The organism is Arcicella sp. LKC2W, from assembly GCF_034931005.1.
In the GTDB taxonomy this organism is placed as follows: Bacteria; Bacteroidota; Bacteroidia; order Cytophagales; family Spirosomataceae; genus Arcicella.
The window spans coordinates 121,904-137,144 of the sequence record NZ_JAYGIN010000009.1 but is presented as its reverse complement, the minus strand read 5'-3'; the positions used below and the strand labels follow the sequence as shown (position 1 = coordinate 137,144).

General features: G+C 36.2%; 11 protein-coding genes. 3 read left to right on the top strand and 8 right to left on the bottom strand.

Going from position 1 to position 15,241, the window contains the following annotated elements; all coding sequences use genetic code 11:
* Positions 1–400: 400 nt before the first annotated feature.
* The 3 genes from VB796_RS08950 to VB796_RS08940 form a co-directional block, all read right to left on the bottom strand.
* Positions 401–2,818 carry an ABC transporter permease gene (locus tag VB796_RS08950; RefSeq protein WP_323346186.1) on the bottom strand — a complete coding sequence of 806 codons (2,418 nt, stop codon included), beginning with the start codon at positions 2,816–2,818 and terminating at the stop codon, positions 401–403.
* 373 nt (positions 2,819–3,191) lie between these two features.
* Positions 3,192–3,869 carry an ABC transporter ATP-binding protein gene (locus tag VB796_RS08945; RefSeq protein ID WP_323346185.1) on the bottom strand — a complete coding sequence of 226 codons (678 nt, stop codon included), beginning with the start codon at positions 3,867–3,869 and terminating at the stop codon, positions 3,192–3,194.
* A gap of 101 nt (positions 3,870–3,970) precedes the next feature.
* Complete coding sequence (locus tag VB796_RS08940; protein WP_323346184.1) at positions 3,971–5,230, bottom strand: efflux RND transporter periplasmic adaptor subunit; 1,260 nt, start codon at positions 5,228–5,230, stop codon at positions 3,971–3,973.
* A 366-nt stretch (positions 5,231–5,596) separates the two neighbouring features.
* Between VB796_RS08940 and sucD the strand changes: the two genes are divergently transcribed.
* From sucD to VB796_RS08925, 3 genes are all read left to right on the top strand, one after another.
* Positions 5,597–6,472 carry a succinate--CoA ligase subunit alpha gene (gene sucD, locus VB796_RS08935; RefSeq protein ID WP_323346183.1) on the top strand — a complete coding sequence of 292 codons (876 nt, stop codon included), beginning with the start codon at positions 5,597–5,599 and terminating at the stop codon, positions 6,470–6,472.
* 390 nt (positions 6,473–6,862) lie between these two features.
* Entirely contained in the window at positions 6,863–8,005 is a 1,143-nt protein-coding gene (locus VB796_RS08930; protein WP_323346182.1) for a DUF4271 domain-containing protein, read from the top strand.
* Positions 8,006–8,113: 108 nt separating this feature from the next.
* Positions 8,114–8,899, top strand: coding sequence for a uroporphyrinogen-III synthase (locus tag VB796_RS08925; protein ID WP_323346181.1), 786 nt, complete (start codon positions 8,114–8,116; stop codon positions 8,897–8,899).
* 146 nt (positions 8,900–9,045) lie between these two features.
* Here VB796_RS08925 and VB796_RS08920 read toward each other — a convergent pair whose 3' ends face one another.
* The 5 genes from VB796_RS08920 to VB796_RS08900 all read right to left on the bottom strand — a co-directional run bounded on the left by VB796_RS08920 (position 9,046) and on the right by VB796_RS08900 (position 15,201).
* Positions 9,046–11,715 carry a DUF5916 domain-containing protein gene (locus VB796_RS08920; protein ID WP_323346180.1) on the bottom strand — a complete coding sequence of 890 codons (2,670 nt, stop codon included), beginning with the start codon at positions 11,713–11,715 and terminating at the stop codon, positions 9,046–9,048.
* Positions 11,716–11,824: 109 nt separating this feature from the next.
* Positions 11,825–12,652 (bottom strand): DUF4097 family beta strand repeat-containing protein, encoded by an 828-nt coding sequence (locus VB796_RS08915; RefSeq protein ID WP_323346179.1) that lies wholly within the window; start codon positions 12,650–12,652, stop codon positions 11,825–11,827.
* Positions 12,653–12,961: 309 nt separating this feature from the next.
* Positions 12,962–13,807 carry a hypothetical protein gene (locus tag VB796_RS08910; RefSeq protein WP_323346178.1) on the bottom strand — a complete coding sequence of 282 codons (846 nt, stop codon included), beginning with the start codon at positions 13,805–13,807 and terminating at the stop codon, positions 12,962–12,964.
* A gap of 29 nt (positions 13,808–13,836) precedes the next feature.
* Positions 13,837–14,568: a HEAT repeat domain-containing protein gene (locus tag VB796_RS08905; protein WP_323346177.1), complete on the bottom strand. Its 732-nt coding sequence runs from the start codon at positions 14,566–14,568 to the stop codon at positions 13,837–13,839.
* Between the two features lie 102 nt (positions 14,569–14,670).
* Entirely contained in the window at positions 14,671–15,201 is a 531-nt protein-coding gene (locus VB796_RS08900) for an RNA polymerase sigma factor (protein WP_323346188.1), read from the bottom strand.
* Positions 15,202–15,241: the final 40 nt, after the last annotated feature.

Genomic DNA, 15,241 nt, shown 5'->3' with positions numbered 1-15,241 from the left:
TGCCTGCAACGTCTTATTTTTGCCTGCAACGTCTTATTTTTGCCTGCAACGTCTTATTTTTGCCTGCAACGTCTTATTTTTGCCTGCAACGTCTTATTTTTGCCTGCAACGTCTTATTTTTGCCTGCAACGTCTTATTTTTAAACGGAACTATCTACAATTTGTCGCAGAATAAAATTAGCCCACAGATTGTACTGATTCAACGGATTTACACGGATAAATTTAAAGAAAAATCAGTGTAAATCTGTTTTATCTGTTCTATCCGTGGTCTAATTTTGTCTTGCGACAAATTGTAGATAATTCCGTTTTTAAATCAACGTCTTCATAAGAAATTTCATTAATAATTCTTACGAAGACGTTTTTGTGTGAAGACGTTTCAGGTAACGTCTCTACGAAGATGCTTATTCAGTTCGTAAACTTTTTACAGGATTAGCTAATGCTGCTCTTGATGATTGCCAACCAACGGTTATTGCTGCAATTAATCCTGTTATTACAACTGCCATGATAAATATTCCTGCACCAATATTTATACGGTACTGAAAATCTTGTAACCAATTATTCAGAACCCACCATGCAAGCGGAGCGGCAATCACGAAGGCAATTAAAATAAGGATTGAAAATTCTTTGCCGAATAACCATAAAATCTGTCCAATAGAAGCTCCAAGCACTTTTCTAACACCTACTTCTTTGGTTTTTTGTGCAACCATGAAACTCACCAAACCATAAAGTCCAAGACAACCAATCAGAATGGCGATTAGAGCAAAAGCTTGAATTAAATCTAACATTGCCGTTTCCATTTGGTACATTTTTCCGATTTCTTCGTCATAAAATTCGTATTCAAAAACAAAATCAGGGAAGGTGGCAGTCCAAATTTTATCTAATTTTTTGATAGTATTTTGGGCATCCGCCATGTTCATTTTGACAGCAACGGTATGGTACATATTTGTTGTGGAAGTGATTGCCAATGGTGGAATTTTTGAGTGTAATGTCTCTACATGATAATCTTTTACCACGCCTACAATGGTGATTTTACGACCATTAAATTCCAAGATTTTATTCAATACTTTATCGTTAGATTTCTCTCCCAAACGTTTTACTAATTCTTCATTTACCAATGTTTCACGCATGGTGTCGATATGGGCAATGTTTCTACCCGCAACGATTTTGATACCATATAAACCGACATAATCTTCATCAGCAAATTTTGTGTTCAAACTAAATTTTTCATTGGCTTGTCGATTATCATATTTTACATCAGTTGTGTTATGACTTTGCGACATAGGAGGTGTCCAGATATAGGTTACTTTTTCAATAGATGGAATGTTTTTGAATTGTGTTTTGAGCGTTTGTAATTTTATGGCATCTTGTTGAGGTACAGGTATTTGAAGGATAGCATCGTGTTTGAAACCCATGTCAGATGTAATAAAATAATTCATTTGAGAACTCACTACAATCGTTCCAATAATCAAAATTTGGGTAATTACAAATTGAGCTACAACTAAAGCTTTTCTAATTGAAACACCTCCCAGACTTTGGGTGCTGATTTTGCCTTTTAGAGCTACCACAGGATTGAAGCCACTTAGTACAAAACCAGGATATGAGCCAGAAATAAAGATTACCAATAGTATCGTAAAAATAAAAATTACCAAAAAACGGAGGTCAATTAATTCGGAGAAAATCATACGATAACCAATTATTCCTTCTTGCCACTGACTCAAAAAAGGAAAAAGGGTTGTTGCCAAAATGTAGGATATAAAACCTGCTAAAATCGTAATGATAGCGGTTTCTGCGATAAATTGCCAGAATAATTGTCCTCTCGAACTTCCCATTACTTTGCGAACTCCCACTTCTTTTGAGCGTTTGAGAGCTTGGGCAGTTGCCATATTGATGAAGTTGATACAGGCAGTAATTAATAAAAGCAAGCCAATGATTGCCAAGGTAGTAATGATACTTTTAGGCATTCCATTATAATTTTCATTGAAGTGAATGTCAGAAATTGGTTGAATGTATAAAAGGCGAGACTTTCTTTCTTCGGCTGAAATATAATGTTTCGCCATGAAAGCGGGAGTCAACTTTTGAACTTGCTCAATATTGGTATTGGGCTTTAGTAAAGCATAACATTGAGTTGAACTATTTATACCGCCCCAATGTGTTTTCATGTGTTTAGTCCATTCAGGACTATACGTGTCACGAGTAAGATAACTGGCTATTATCGAACCCTTTATGTCAGAATTTGATGGAAAATCTTGTACAATACCTACAATTTTTACGTTCAATCGAGCATCAAGGCGAAGTATTTTGCCGATTGGGTCTTTGTCTCCATAGTATTTTTTAGCCATTTTTTCTGTTAAAAAAACGACATTAGGTTGTGTTAAATCTTTAACATTTCCTTTCAAAATCGTTAAATCAAGGATTGAAAATAGGTCAGGTTGAACAAAAAATAAATTTCCATTTTCTTCTTTAAATTTCTTAGTAGGGACGTTGTTTTCTATCAATGCAACCGTAACGTTATCTTCGTTATACACCATTGATACTTTTTCTAAAGGAGCAATTTCTGTACGTGCTGCATCACCCAAAGGAGCAGGTACACCAGGAGTAAAAAATTCACCTTCAGGCGTATTAAAATATGAAACAATCCTGACGATACGGTCAGTTTTTGAATGAAATTTATCAAAGCTGAGGTGAAATGAAACCATCAAATAAATAAGAATGGCACAAGTCACCCCAAGCGTAAGCCCCAATACATTTAGGGCTGTGTATGCCTTATAGCGAAGCAATGTTCGGTAGGCTATTTTTAGATAATTTTGTAACATGGTCATTTTTTTGGGTAGAGACGTTGCCTGCAACGTCTTCATCGTGAAACATTAAGGATATACGCTGCAACGTCTTCATCGTGAAACATTAAGGATATACGCTGCAACGTCTTCATCGTGAAATATTAAGGATATACGCTGCAACGTCTTCATCATGAAATATTAAGGATATATGCTGCAACGTCTTCATTATGAAATATTAAGGATATATGCTGCAACGTCTTCATCATGAAATATTAAGGATATATGCTGCAACGTCTTCATCATGAAATATTAAGGATAGAGAAATGTTGTCTGCAACGTCTTCATCATGAAATATTAAGGATAGAGAAATAGGGATTTATAATAGGACAAGGACAAGACGTTGCAGGCAACGTCTCTACGAAAGGACATTCTCCATAACCACCTGTCCATCCAACATTCTGATAATTCGATGAGCGTAACGAGCGTCATGTTCCGAGTGCGTAACCATCACCACAGTTGTTCCCTGACTGTTTAAATCCGTCAATAATTCCATTACTTCATTACCATTTTTCGAGTCCAAATTACCCGTTGGTTCATCGGCAAGAATCAACTTTGGATTGTTAACCACCGCACGAGCTACCGCACAACGTTGTTGCTGTCCTCCCGATAATTGTTGCGGGAAGTGGTTTCTGCGGTGCATAATTTGGACTTTCTCCAAAACTGCTTCTACTCGCTTTTTACGTTCATCGGCATCAATTCCTAAGTATAATAAAGGCAATTCAACATTTTCATAAACCGTTAATTCATCAATTAAATTGAAAGATTGAAATACAAAGCCAATATTACGTTTGCGGAGGTCGGCACGTTTGCGTTCGTTGTAAGAAATCACTTCTTCGTTATTGAAAAGGAAACTTCCCGTATCGGCATCATCTAAAAGCCCGATAATATTAAGGAGAGTAGATTTTCCACAACCAGAAGGACCCATAATGGCAACAAATTCACCATTTTTTACCTCCGCAGAAATTTTATTAAGTGCCATCGTTTCGATGTCTTCAGTACGATAGATTTTTTCTAAATTGGTTATTTTTAACATGGTATTTTTGGTTTTAATGAATGTCTGTATTTGTTATTTTATGTAGTGGCGAATAGCATTCGCCTATCGGACACACGGGCGAATGCTATTCCCCACTACTATTATTTCGGTGCTTTAATCACCAATTCCTGCATATCTCCATAGTTTTCGTAGCTACTCGTCACTACTTTGTCGCCCACTTTTAAGCCACCCATAACTTCATAATAATCAGGGTTTTGGCGGCCTAACTGAATGTCAACTTTGTAAGCTTTTGTGCCGTTTTCATTTACCTTGAAAATCCAATTGCCACCTGTTTGTTGATAAAAACCACCTTTGGTCAATAGTATAGCTTGAGTATCATCGCTTAATGAAAGACGAACTTGCAGTGTTTGTCCACGACGTATATTGCTTGGAGGCGTTCCCACAAATTCCATATCCACTTGAAAACGACCGTTAGTAACTTGCGAATAAACCTTTTTTACTTTCAATTTGTAAGTCTTATCTGAAATCGTAAATTCACCCATCAAACCAATAAATACCTTTGAAATATAATGTTCATCAATATCCGCACGAACTTTAAAACCACTCAAAACGTCAATTTGTCCTAAGCGTTGTCCACGAGTTTTCAATTCACCAACTTCTGCATTTCTTGAAGTTAATTGACCGTCAACAGGAGCTTTTACAATCAAATCTTGGGCTTTTTTACGCATCAATGCCAAAGTCGTTTGGTTACGAGTGATGGTTTCACGCATTTGATTAATTTGTTGGTTGGTCGTAACAGAATCTTGTTTTAAAGTTTGGCTCACTAATTTTCTTCTACGAGTTTGATAATTGTAGGCGTTCAAAGAAGCTTTATAATCTTGTTCAGAAATTACTTTTTCACGGTATAATCTTTCATTTAGCTTAAAAAGACGTTCTGCTTCCGCAAAACCGTTATCAATATCAGCTTGTGAATTTTGGTATTGAATAGTTGCCTGAGCTGCCAAATTACGAGTATATTGCATTTGTGTTTGTAGTCCAAAAACAGAAGTTTCCTGATTCGCCAACGACAATTCTAAGTCAGTATTTGCCAACTTCATAATAGGCTGACCCTTCTTCAACATCGCCCCATCTTCGGCAAAAAGTTCTTCAACTCTTCCGCCCTCAATGGCATCCAAATAAATGGTTTGAATCGGTAGAACCACGCCATTGATTGGAATAAATTCTTGAAAATTTCCTTTTGATACTTCTGAAATTGTTAATCTTTCTTGTTCAACATTTAGTTTAGTGTTACCTGTATTATTGAAATAAGCGGCTGCAATGAATCCAAGGATTACCACTCCACCCACCATCGGAAGAATGCGTTTCATTGACCATTTCTTTTTTTCTATTACTCTGTCCATGACTTTTTGGTTTATAAGTATTTGGTGCTGATTTTAGGGATTAAATATTTTTTTGTTAATACTTATACGCTTATCTTTTAGATAATATTTATCAACGTTAAATAATATTGACAACTTTGTGCCAAGAAATTAAATAATTGATAGTCAGTTGATTATGATTGATTTGATTTCAAAAAGTGTTCGATTTTGATACACTTTTTGTACGCCAGCGGACAATAAACATTATTTTAAATTAGGATAACTATACTTAATTTCCGAAACTCTCTTTTGTCCTTTGCTTTTCAAACTATACCTTTACACAAAATTTAGGCAACTGTTCTGAATTAGATATTTGATTTTCATAAAACAATAATTCATACCAAAGAAATGAGTGTACTTGTAAACAAAGACTCAAAAGTAATCGTACAAGGCTTTACGGGGTCTGAGGGTTCGTTCCATGCCCAACAAATGATAGAATACGGCACTAATGTAGTGGGTGGTGTTACGCCAGGAAAAGGTGGTGCAACTCACCTTGACCGTCCAGTTTTTAATACTGTTGCAGAAGCAGTTGAGAAAGCAGGTGCAAATACCTCAATTATTTTTGTTCCGCCAGCATTTGCGGCTGATGCCATCATGGAAGCTGCCGACGCAGGTATCAAAGTGATTATTTGTATCACAGAGGGTATTCCTACTAAGGATATGATTTATGCAAAAGAATATATTCAAGGGAAAGGAACAACACTTATTGGACCAAACTGTCCAGGTGTAATGACGGCTGACGAATGTAAAGTAGGTATTATGCCAGGTTTTATCTTTACAAAAGGAAAAATTGGTATCGTTTCAAAATCAGGAACGTTAACTTATGAAGCTGTTGACCAATTAACAAAAGCAGGTTTAGGACAAACTACTGCTATCGGTATTGGTGGTGACCCAATTATTGGAACGACTACCAAAGAAGCCGTTGAGTTATTGATGAACGACCCAGAAACAGAAGGTATCGTAATGATTGGTGAAATTGGTGGTGGTATGGAAGCAGAAGCTGCCAACTGGATTAAAGCTGACGGAAACCGTAAACCAGTAGTTGGTTTCATTGCAGGACAAACTGCTCCGAAAGGACGTAGAATGGGTCACGCTGGAGCAATCATCGGTGGTGCTGATGATACTGCGGCTGCTAAAATGAAAATTATGGAAGAATGTGGTATTCACGTAGTACACTCTCCAGCAGATATTGGTGCAACTATGTTGAAAGCTTTAGGTTTATAGTCTATAAGTTTTTAAAGAAAAAGAAGGCTTCGTTCAAAACGAAGCCTTCTTTTTTTATATTCCTTTCGTATTATCAATATTCAGAATGGTTTGTTGCCATGATTGTAAAGTCTCAATACGATAAGCTATTGAAATTAAGAAAGTTGAGGTGTTCACAAATCGCTTTTCGCTTTTCGCTTACTATATTAACCGATTTTTCGTAATTTTGTAAAAAAGCCAAGCCAATCATTGAACTTAACGATATTTCATACAAAAAACTTAAACCCTGAGAGAGTTCAAAAATCTTACAGGGTTTCTTTTTTGATTCATTTGTTTAAAATTTTACTTCAAAAAACGAGTAAAAATATTTCTTCACAACTTTCAGCCTTACGTTTTACAACCTTCTTCCTGTTGACTGCTTATTGTTTAATACCTTCCGAAGCAAATGCAAAAGGCGGTATTGGTCCAGACAAGGCATTCTTTCTTGTGCATGACTATCAAGACGATTGGCAAGTTTTTGACGAACGCTACAAAGCCTATGTGCCTTATGTGCGTGAACAACACAAAGATTATAATTCATTTAGTTTGTTTTTTGATATTGAAAATTATAAAGGATACAAAATTTTATATCGTTCCGAAAAAGAGAATTATCTTTTCATTGATGCCTCACTCCAAAAGAAGTTGCCAGTAGGTACTTGGGTTGTCATGGATATTGATAGTTTGCAGGAAGTTTTTGGAAAAACGAAATTGTTTTTGACCATTTACGGAACAAACTCTAACGTTGAAGATTTGACGATACAGATTGGAAACAAAATTTCAAAAGCCCAAAAAGCTATTGAAATGACACAATCATTGTTGACTATTTTACCAAGAGAAATACCGCCTTTTCAAAATTTCTTTGTATTTGGATTAATTCTTTTGGCTTGTGCTTACGCCTTTTTGTACAATTTTCAACCTAAGTCATTTGAACGTTTTTTCAGTCCAAGAGATTTATTAACGATTAGCACACGAGATGATTCCTTTGTCGTAAATAAACCTTTTGATTTAGGGAATATACTTTTTGTCGTAAATCTTAGCTTTACTTTAGCATTTATTTTCATGATGATTACCCATGAAAAAACAGATTTATTTTCAGCAAGTGATATTTTAAGTGAAGGCGAAACCTTGGGAGCTTTACTAATTAATTTTTTGGAAGTTTCCGTGATTGTATTTGCATCGCTCATCTTCAAGTATTTGGCATTGAGAGTTTTATCAAATCTTTATAGGCTCGATAACATCACTAATATTCACTATTTTAAGATAATTCAGGCATCAAGTTTATTCTTTTTGATTATTCTGATTGTATTGACCTTTAGTACCGTTTCAGTGCCAGAAATCGTAAAAAATGCTGAAAAATATTTGTTCGTTCCTATTTCTTTATTCTTTGTCGCAAGGTTAGCATTACTTTACTTTACGATAAATAAGATGACGACACTAAAAAATCTGTATTTATTTTCGTACCTTTGCATCGTTGAATTAATCCCCTTAATTATAGGCATACGTTTCGCCTTGTAGTTTTCAATTAATTCATTAGCATTAGTTCCATAAAGTTGTTTCAGAGGTACACTTCGTAGTCTTGCAACTCAACAACGATTAGCCCCAATAGATAAAACTGCATTGAGCATGAGCGAAATCACAGTAACCGCACATCCAGACAGATTGACCAAAGTAACCAGTATTTTAGTTACGCAAGCCCGTCCAACTGACGAAAAGTCACCCTATTTCGAGTTGGCACGTAGGTATAACATTAAGGTTGATTTCCGCCCATTTATTGAAATACAAGGAGTTTCTTTCAAAGAATTTCGTAAGCAAAAGATTAACATTCTTGACCATACGGCTATTATTTTTACAAGCCGCAATGCTGTTGACCATTTCTTCCGAATTTGTAAAGAAGCACGTATTGAAGTTCCTGCTGATATGAAATATTTTTGTATCACTGAGCAGACTTCTAATTATTTGCAGAAATACATCGTTATCCGTAAACGAAAAATCTTTACAGGTACAAAAACTGCTGCTGAGCTATTAGAACTTATTAAAAAACATAAGACCGAGAAATTCTTATTTCCGTGTTCTGACAAACGTACAAACGATATTCCTGGATTTATGGGAACAAACGATTTGCAATTGACAGAAGCGGTTATGTACGAAACGGTTTCAGCGGATTTGTCTGATTTAGAAGATGTTTATTATGATGTTTTGGCATTTTTTAGCCCATCAGGTATCAAATCTTTGATGGATAATTTCCCAGATTTTAAACAAAACAAAACTCGGATGGCAGCTTTTGGTCCAACAACCGCCAAAGCCGTTTCTGAAGCTGGTTTGATTTTGGATATTCAAGCTCCACTTCCAAATGCTCCATCAATGACGGGTGCATTGGAATTGTACATCAAAAAAGCTAATAGTATTTAAGTATATAGTGATTCGTTATTAGTTATTAGAAAACTGGTAAATTGATTAGAAAATATATTTAATAATCATTAGTGAAACAAAAAATCCTGTAAGACGAAAGTTTACAGGATTTTTTGTTTTACCGATAAAAGAAAAGACGCTAAATTTTACTTTAAAAAGCGGTAGGTAAATTTCATCAAAAAGATATTTCGGGCTTGTCCTGCAAAGATATTATTTGCTAAACTTGAGCCTATACTTGATTCGAAATCTGCACTTGCATCTGGCGTGTTTCCTTGCGACCACACTAAATAAAATTCAGAACCTGCTTTGTATTCCCAACGTGCTACTAAGTTGGAACGAAATTGAACAAAGTTAAAATCTGGTTTTCCGAAAGTATAATCTACCTTTCCATCGTGATTTTCATCTACTTCATAATTGCCATTTCTGAAAGCAATTTCGTCATTATTAAAGCGATGAAAACGAGCATCATACGACTGATTTAATGGGTCAACCACGTAGCCGAAATTCTTATAAGTTGGACGAGTAATAAAAGGTTGTCCATAATATTGGAGTGTCAAATCGGGTGTGATATTGTAATTTAAACGCAACGTATAACGCAACGTATTTTGGTCAACTTCGCTCACGACAATTCTTTGTTTACCGTTAAAATCGGTGTTACTGACAAATTGGTCTTGTTTTTTCCAGTTATGATTAATTCCTACGCCCAAACTTACCGTCATGGCATCTAAAGGTTGAGCCCGCACGCTTACGCTATAATTACTCTGTCTGGAAGTTTCTTCTGCTCCCCAATAATTAAACATTTCGAAACCGACATTGATTTTTTTACGGGTATCACTTTGAACATAAACCCAATGATTAATTCCAGCAGGCATACGGAGAGAAGACCCACCACGCAGAGCAGTATTTGAAATTAAATAGGGCATCCAAGTTGTTCCTGTGCCGATTCGCCAGTTGTTTTTGAAATTACCGTGCATATTGGTATTGAAGGCTTGGTAAAGAAATTGACCGCCAAAATCCCAACGAGAAAAGTGATTATAGTTGATTCTGGCATTACGAAAAATCCCAACTTGTTTCTGGAAATGTAGTCCCGCCCACGTAAAATGGTTGATTTCATTGGCGGTTAGCATGAAACCAATATCGTTCACTTCTAATTCTGGAGAACGATAGGTAACACCCGTTTCAAACTTGAAGACTTGCCCTAATTTTCCTGATTTTCCTCCTGATTTCCCGATACGGAATGTCCCACCTGTGCCTGTTAATGAAGTACGATTTGAATCAAGCGAAACTTCTGTGGCATTTGTTCTTTGAAAAAGGTGTTCAAAAGCTGTTTGTGTGTCATAAATTTTTTGTTTTGAACCCAAAACATGACTAAAAACCATATTTCCACGCAAATACCAAGTACGATTTTTCCAATAATGTAAAAAGTCAAAACCACCCGAATATGCTCCTGTATGAAGCGTATTATTCAAATTATTATCACGATTGACACCTGTAAAAATACCACCAATAACGGTTTGCCCACCCTTGAAATCTTTCTGTAAACGGCTTACAAAGTAGTTTGTGAGGGGTTCAATAACTTCCATTCGGCGTGAACCGCTATTGTCGATAACGGCGGAAACTTCTTGGGTAACACTTTCAAGTAAACCGATACTCCAACCATTTTTTGTTTTTCCGCTAAATTTTGCTGCTCCCAAAATAGAAGTATTTTGAGGTACTTGGGCAAATTCACCATCTTTTAGATTTGGATAACCGTGCGGAGAACCACCAATACGACGTGAGTAAAAAAGTAAGTCAGAATCATAATCATCGCCTGCTTCCGAGCCTGTCAATTGGTAGTCGAAAATATTTCTACTTTCAATGAAAAATGGTCTTCGTTCTTCAAAAAAGTTCTGAAAACCGTCAATTCTTACTTGTGAAGGGTCAGCTTCAACTTGTCCAAAATCTGGATTTACGGTAAAATCTAAAATTAAATCACTCGTGACTGCCACTTTTCCATCTACGCCAAAAGTCATTTTAGAATCTCTGCCTGTGGCAAATGGATTGCCTACTTCGGGTTTATAGCCTTCGGTTTTGGCAACGGTATAAGGAGCAATTTCTACTTGTTTTTGTGGTTTTACACCTTTTAGTCCGTGTAATTCGCCAAAACCACTTACCCAAACGCCCGAATTTTGAGGGATTTTTTGCCAAGTAGAACGTTCTTCTTTTCTGAAAATTCGTCGGGTAACTTGTATTCCCCATACTTTGTCAGGTTCATTGCCAAAACGTAATTGACTTAATGGGATTTTGATTTCAGCCGTCCAACCTTTGTTATCGGTATGTGTTTTGGCGAACCAAATCGGATTCCAGCTATCATCCCAATTATTGCCATTATTAGAAATAAATTCGTCACCACGCACGCCCGAAACCGAAATGGTAAATGAAAAAGCCGTTCGTAAATCGTGGTAACTATCAATATTTATTTCCACAAAATCTCCTGGAAATTGGTCACGGCGGCTCATTCTTTTTACGATAGAATCAGGGGCGGAATCATAACAACGATAAGCTACGTAGAGAAATTTTTCATCATATAAAATCTTAAAACTGGTAGGTTGTGAAGGAGCTTTTCCTTCATTGGGTTGATATTGGAGAAAGTCTCCTGCCCATTGTACGTCGTCCCAAGCTTTGTCATCAAGAACACCATCCAACCGAATTGGAACAGTTAGTTTTTGGGTAAAATATTGCTTTTTGGGGATGTTAAGCGTGTCTTTCTGCTCTTTTTGAGCATAGAAAGTTAAGCTTCCCAAAAGAAGGATAGAGGTTAAAAAGAAGGATTTCATTAACGATGGTTGATTATGATAGAGTTTGTTAATTTAACTTTCAGAAGGCTTTTGGCATTCGAGAAGTCATTGGAAGATAGATGCTTATTAGGCTTAAAATGTTGCACAGTTATTTGACTTTGCGAATAAAAATATCACCATTGAAGGTTTTCATCATAATTTCAGCACCACCTCCGTTGATTTTTCCATAAGTCCATTCGTCTTTTTTGATTTTGTAGAGCCCTTTTTCTTTATCAGTAGAATGATTGGCTTTGGAAGGCGTTTTGTCAACATCAATGTCAAAATCACTATAAACCTCACCCATGTCAGACTTTAGTTTTACGTTAGCTTTTGCGGTAGAAGGAAAGGTAATGTCAACTTTGCCATTTAGACTGGTAAAAGCCATTGGCGTATTGGGTGTAATGGTCGTGAAATTGATGATAATGTCATCATTAATGGTATTGGCAACGACCGACCCCGCAATATTTTTCATTTTGATATTTCCGTTGATGTTAGAAATTTCAAGATTTCCACTTACGTTTTCGACCAAAATATCACCGTCGTTGATAGTGCTAAGTTTGAGCGAACATTTACGAGGAACTTTTACGGTGATATTAACATTCATGTTCACTTTATCAACACCTACTGAAACGGTATTGTTATTTTCTTTGGCGGTGAGTTCAAAACCTGAATTAGTGGAAATTCGTTTCATGCCATCGGGGCGTTCTCGGTTTGTTTTTTTCTCACTTTTTTCTCCCGAAACGGCATCAATGACAATATCTTTGCCGTCGTAGCCCACAACTTTTATGGAGCCTGTGATGATTTCTACCTTTACTTTTCCTTCTTTATTTGGGTCGGAAAGAGGAACGGTTAATTGATCCCTGTCTTGGCTCTTGGCGAAAAATGATGCCGAAAGTAGGCATACCAAAATGGCGAATATTGCTTTATTTGTTTTCATATTTTTGTTTTATTTTTTGCCACGAAGACACTAAGGCTCTAAGTTTGTTTTGCCACAAAGCCGCTAAGACTCTAAGTTTGTTTTTTGCCACGAAGATACTAAGGCTCTAAGTTTGTTTTTGCCACGAAGGCACTAAGGCTCTAAGTTTTTCTTAACATAATATTGAGTCTTCGTAGTAATTAGAAACTTAGAGTCTTCGTGCTTTAGTGGCAATTTCGAAAAACTTATAATTCTTAGAGTCTTCGTGCCTTCGTGGCAATTTCGAAAAACTTATAATTCTTAGAGCCTTCGTGCCTTCATGGCAATTTTTTAAACCTGTTTCTTAATATAAATATTACCGTTGAAAGTTTCAAATTTGAGTTTTTTATCACCGTTTCCAATTCTGATAATACTTGCTTTATTGAGTTTATGAGTTGTTCCGTGTTTGTCTTCTTGGGTAGTTTTAGCAATTTTTGTGGGTAGATTTTCTACATTTTCAAAATCGGTAAAAAATTCACCTTGAAAACTTTTAAACTCACAATCTGCCGAAAAATTAGCAGGATAAGTAATTTTCAAATTGCCATTTAAGGTATAATATTTTGAATTATCAGGAGGAAGCGACGTATAATTTATCGTCACATCGCCATTGATAGTATGAACATCGTTGGCGGCTTTGATATTATTCAGCGTGATTTTTCCATTGATATTATTAACCTTCATTACGCCATTTACATTTTCTACCAAAATATCGCCGTTATTAATCGTTGAAAGTCGTAAATTTACGTTTTTCGGAACTTTAATCGTGTAGTCAAGATGAATATGATACTCAACATTCACATTTTGATTTCTGACATTTGGACGAGTGTCATACGGTGCGGAGGTATATACAATGAGTGAATCCCCCGCTTGGTCGAAGCCTAATTTTGCATCTCGTTTTCCTTCTTCCAATGCTTGACTATTATCAGCAGAAATGACTTTATTGATGTCAATTATGACTTTGTCTCCGTCGTAACCCTCTACTTTGATTGAGCCATCGAGGTCATAAACCGAAACAGAACTATTGGCAGAAACCGTAAATTCTTTGTGGATATTTTCCTTGAATTTGTTTTCTTGAGCCGTCGAGTTGGCACATGACAATACCATCCCCGCTAAAATCGGGATTATTAAATTTTTCATAAAATTGTCGATTTTTAAATGTTGTGAGATTAAGAAAGTACCTGAATGGTTTTCTCAATTTTGCTTTTTACTGAATTGTTAAGATTATCCTTTTTGAGTAATTTTTTGAACTGTTTTACCGAGCGTTTTTCTTGCAATTTTACCATCGCATCCGCCAAAGCCACTTGCATTAAGGGCGACTCTTGCGTTAAAAGTGACTGTACCAAACCTTCTCGCACTTTGGGGTGATGAGCCAATTGAATGAGTGCTTCTAAAGTCACTAACCGCACATTTTCATTTTGGTCAAAATTCAACGTTGTCAATAAAGCATCAATTACTTGGTCGTCAACGGTGCTGAGTTCTTGGGTATAACTTACGGCTTTTAGTCGCTCGGTTGCTGTTGGGTTTTCAAGCATCGAAAGCATCATCATTTGTTTCATTTCTTGTACTTCCGACGATAATTGTTCTACTTTATCTTGATGAGCAAGCGTTTCATTGGCAGTTGTTCTTCCTGAGAAATAACCAGTTATTCCACCTAAAGCCAACAAAACCAACGCATAAGCCCAATTATAGGCAGGTTTGTATTTGAAGGCTTGTTTGAATCGTTCAAAAATAGCTTGAAATGAATTTTCTTTCTTAGATTCCAATTCATTTTGATAAGTGTCAAGCATGGCGTAGAAACGTGTTTTTGCCTCTGGGCTTGGACTTGGCGTGTCTATTTTACCAAGTTTTTCCCATAAATCTTGTTCTTCCTTATCAAATTCAAAATCGTTATTCTCCATATTTTTATGTATTAAGTATTATGTCTCAAGTATTAAGAAATTGTCCACAAAGCAATCACAAAATCTTAGGACTTAATACATAATATTTTTTACAGAATTGACTTATAATGTACTGCTATTTTTCAAATAAATGTGCTTCAATTCTTTCATCGCACGGTGAACTTTCACTTTGATATTTCCTTCTGAGGTTTTTAGAGTTTCGGCAATTTCTTGGTACGATAATTCTTGAAAACGGCTCAAAATTAATACTTCTCGGTATTCAGGATTGAGTTTTGCCAAAGCCCGATGCAATTCTTCAGATTCTTGTTTTTTCTCTAACAGAATATCTGCCGATGGTTCAGAATGGTTTCGTTCACTGATTGTGGTAATGTCTTCTTGGTAAATTACTCGCTGATTTTTTTTGAAATAATCGTTCAAAACATTGCGAGCCAAATGATACATCCAAGTTCTAAATTCGCCATCACCCGTGAAGGTATGACGATATTTGAGCATCCGATAAAACACCGTTTGTACCAAATCTTCGCTGGTTGCCGCTTGCCCCGTTGAGTGATAAAGGAATGCAAATAACACCCGATGGTAACGCTCGAAAAGTAAGCCCATCTTGTCTAAATTATCTGCTTTTACACTAAGCATAAGGCTGTTATCAGTCAATGCGTTCAATGGAGTTTTTGTG

Coding starts and splice junctions, on each gene's coding strand:
- VB796_RS08950 (WP_323346186.1), bottom strand. CDS start 2,818: ATGACCATGTTACAAAATTATCTAAAAATAGCCTACCGAACATTGCTT.
- VB796_RS08945 (WP_323346185.1), bottom strand. CDS start 3,869: ATGTTAAAAATAACCAATTTAGAAAAAATCTATCGTACTGAAGACATC.
- VB796_RS08940 (WP_323346184.1), bottom strand. CDS start 5,230: ATGGACAGAGTAATAGAAAAAAAGAAATGGTCAATGAAACGCATTCTT.
- sucD (WP_323346183.1), top strand. CDS start 5,597: ATGAGTGTACTTGTAAACAAAGACTCAAAAGTAATCGTACAAGGCTTT.
- VB796_RS08925 (WP_323346181.1), top strand. CDS start 8,114: ATGAGCGAAATCACAGTAACCGCACATCCAGACAGATTGACCAAAGTA.
- VB796_RS08920 (WP_323346180.1), bottom strand. CDS start 11,715: ATGAAATCCTTCTTTTTAACCTCTATCCTTCTTTTGGGAAGCTTAACT.
- VB796_RS08915 (WP_323346179.1), bottom strand. CDS start 12,652: ATGAAAACAAATAAAGCAATATTCGCCATTTTGGTATGCCTACTTTCG.
- VB796_RS08910 (WP_323346178.1), bottom strand. CDS start 13,807: ATGAAAAATTTAATAATCCCGATTTTAGCGGGGATGGTATTGTCATGT.
- VB796_RS08905 (WP_323346177.1), bottom strand. CDS start 14,568: ATGGAGAATAACGATTTTGAATTTGATAAGGAAGAACAAGATTTATGG.
- VB796_RS08900 (WP_323346188.1), bottom strand. CDS start 15,201: ATGCTTAGTGTAAAAGCAGATAATTTAGACAAGATGGGCTTACTTTTC.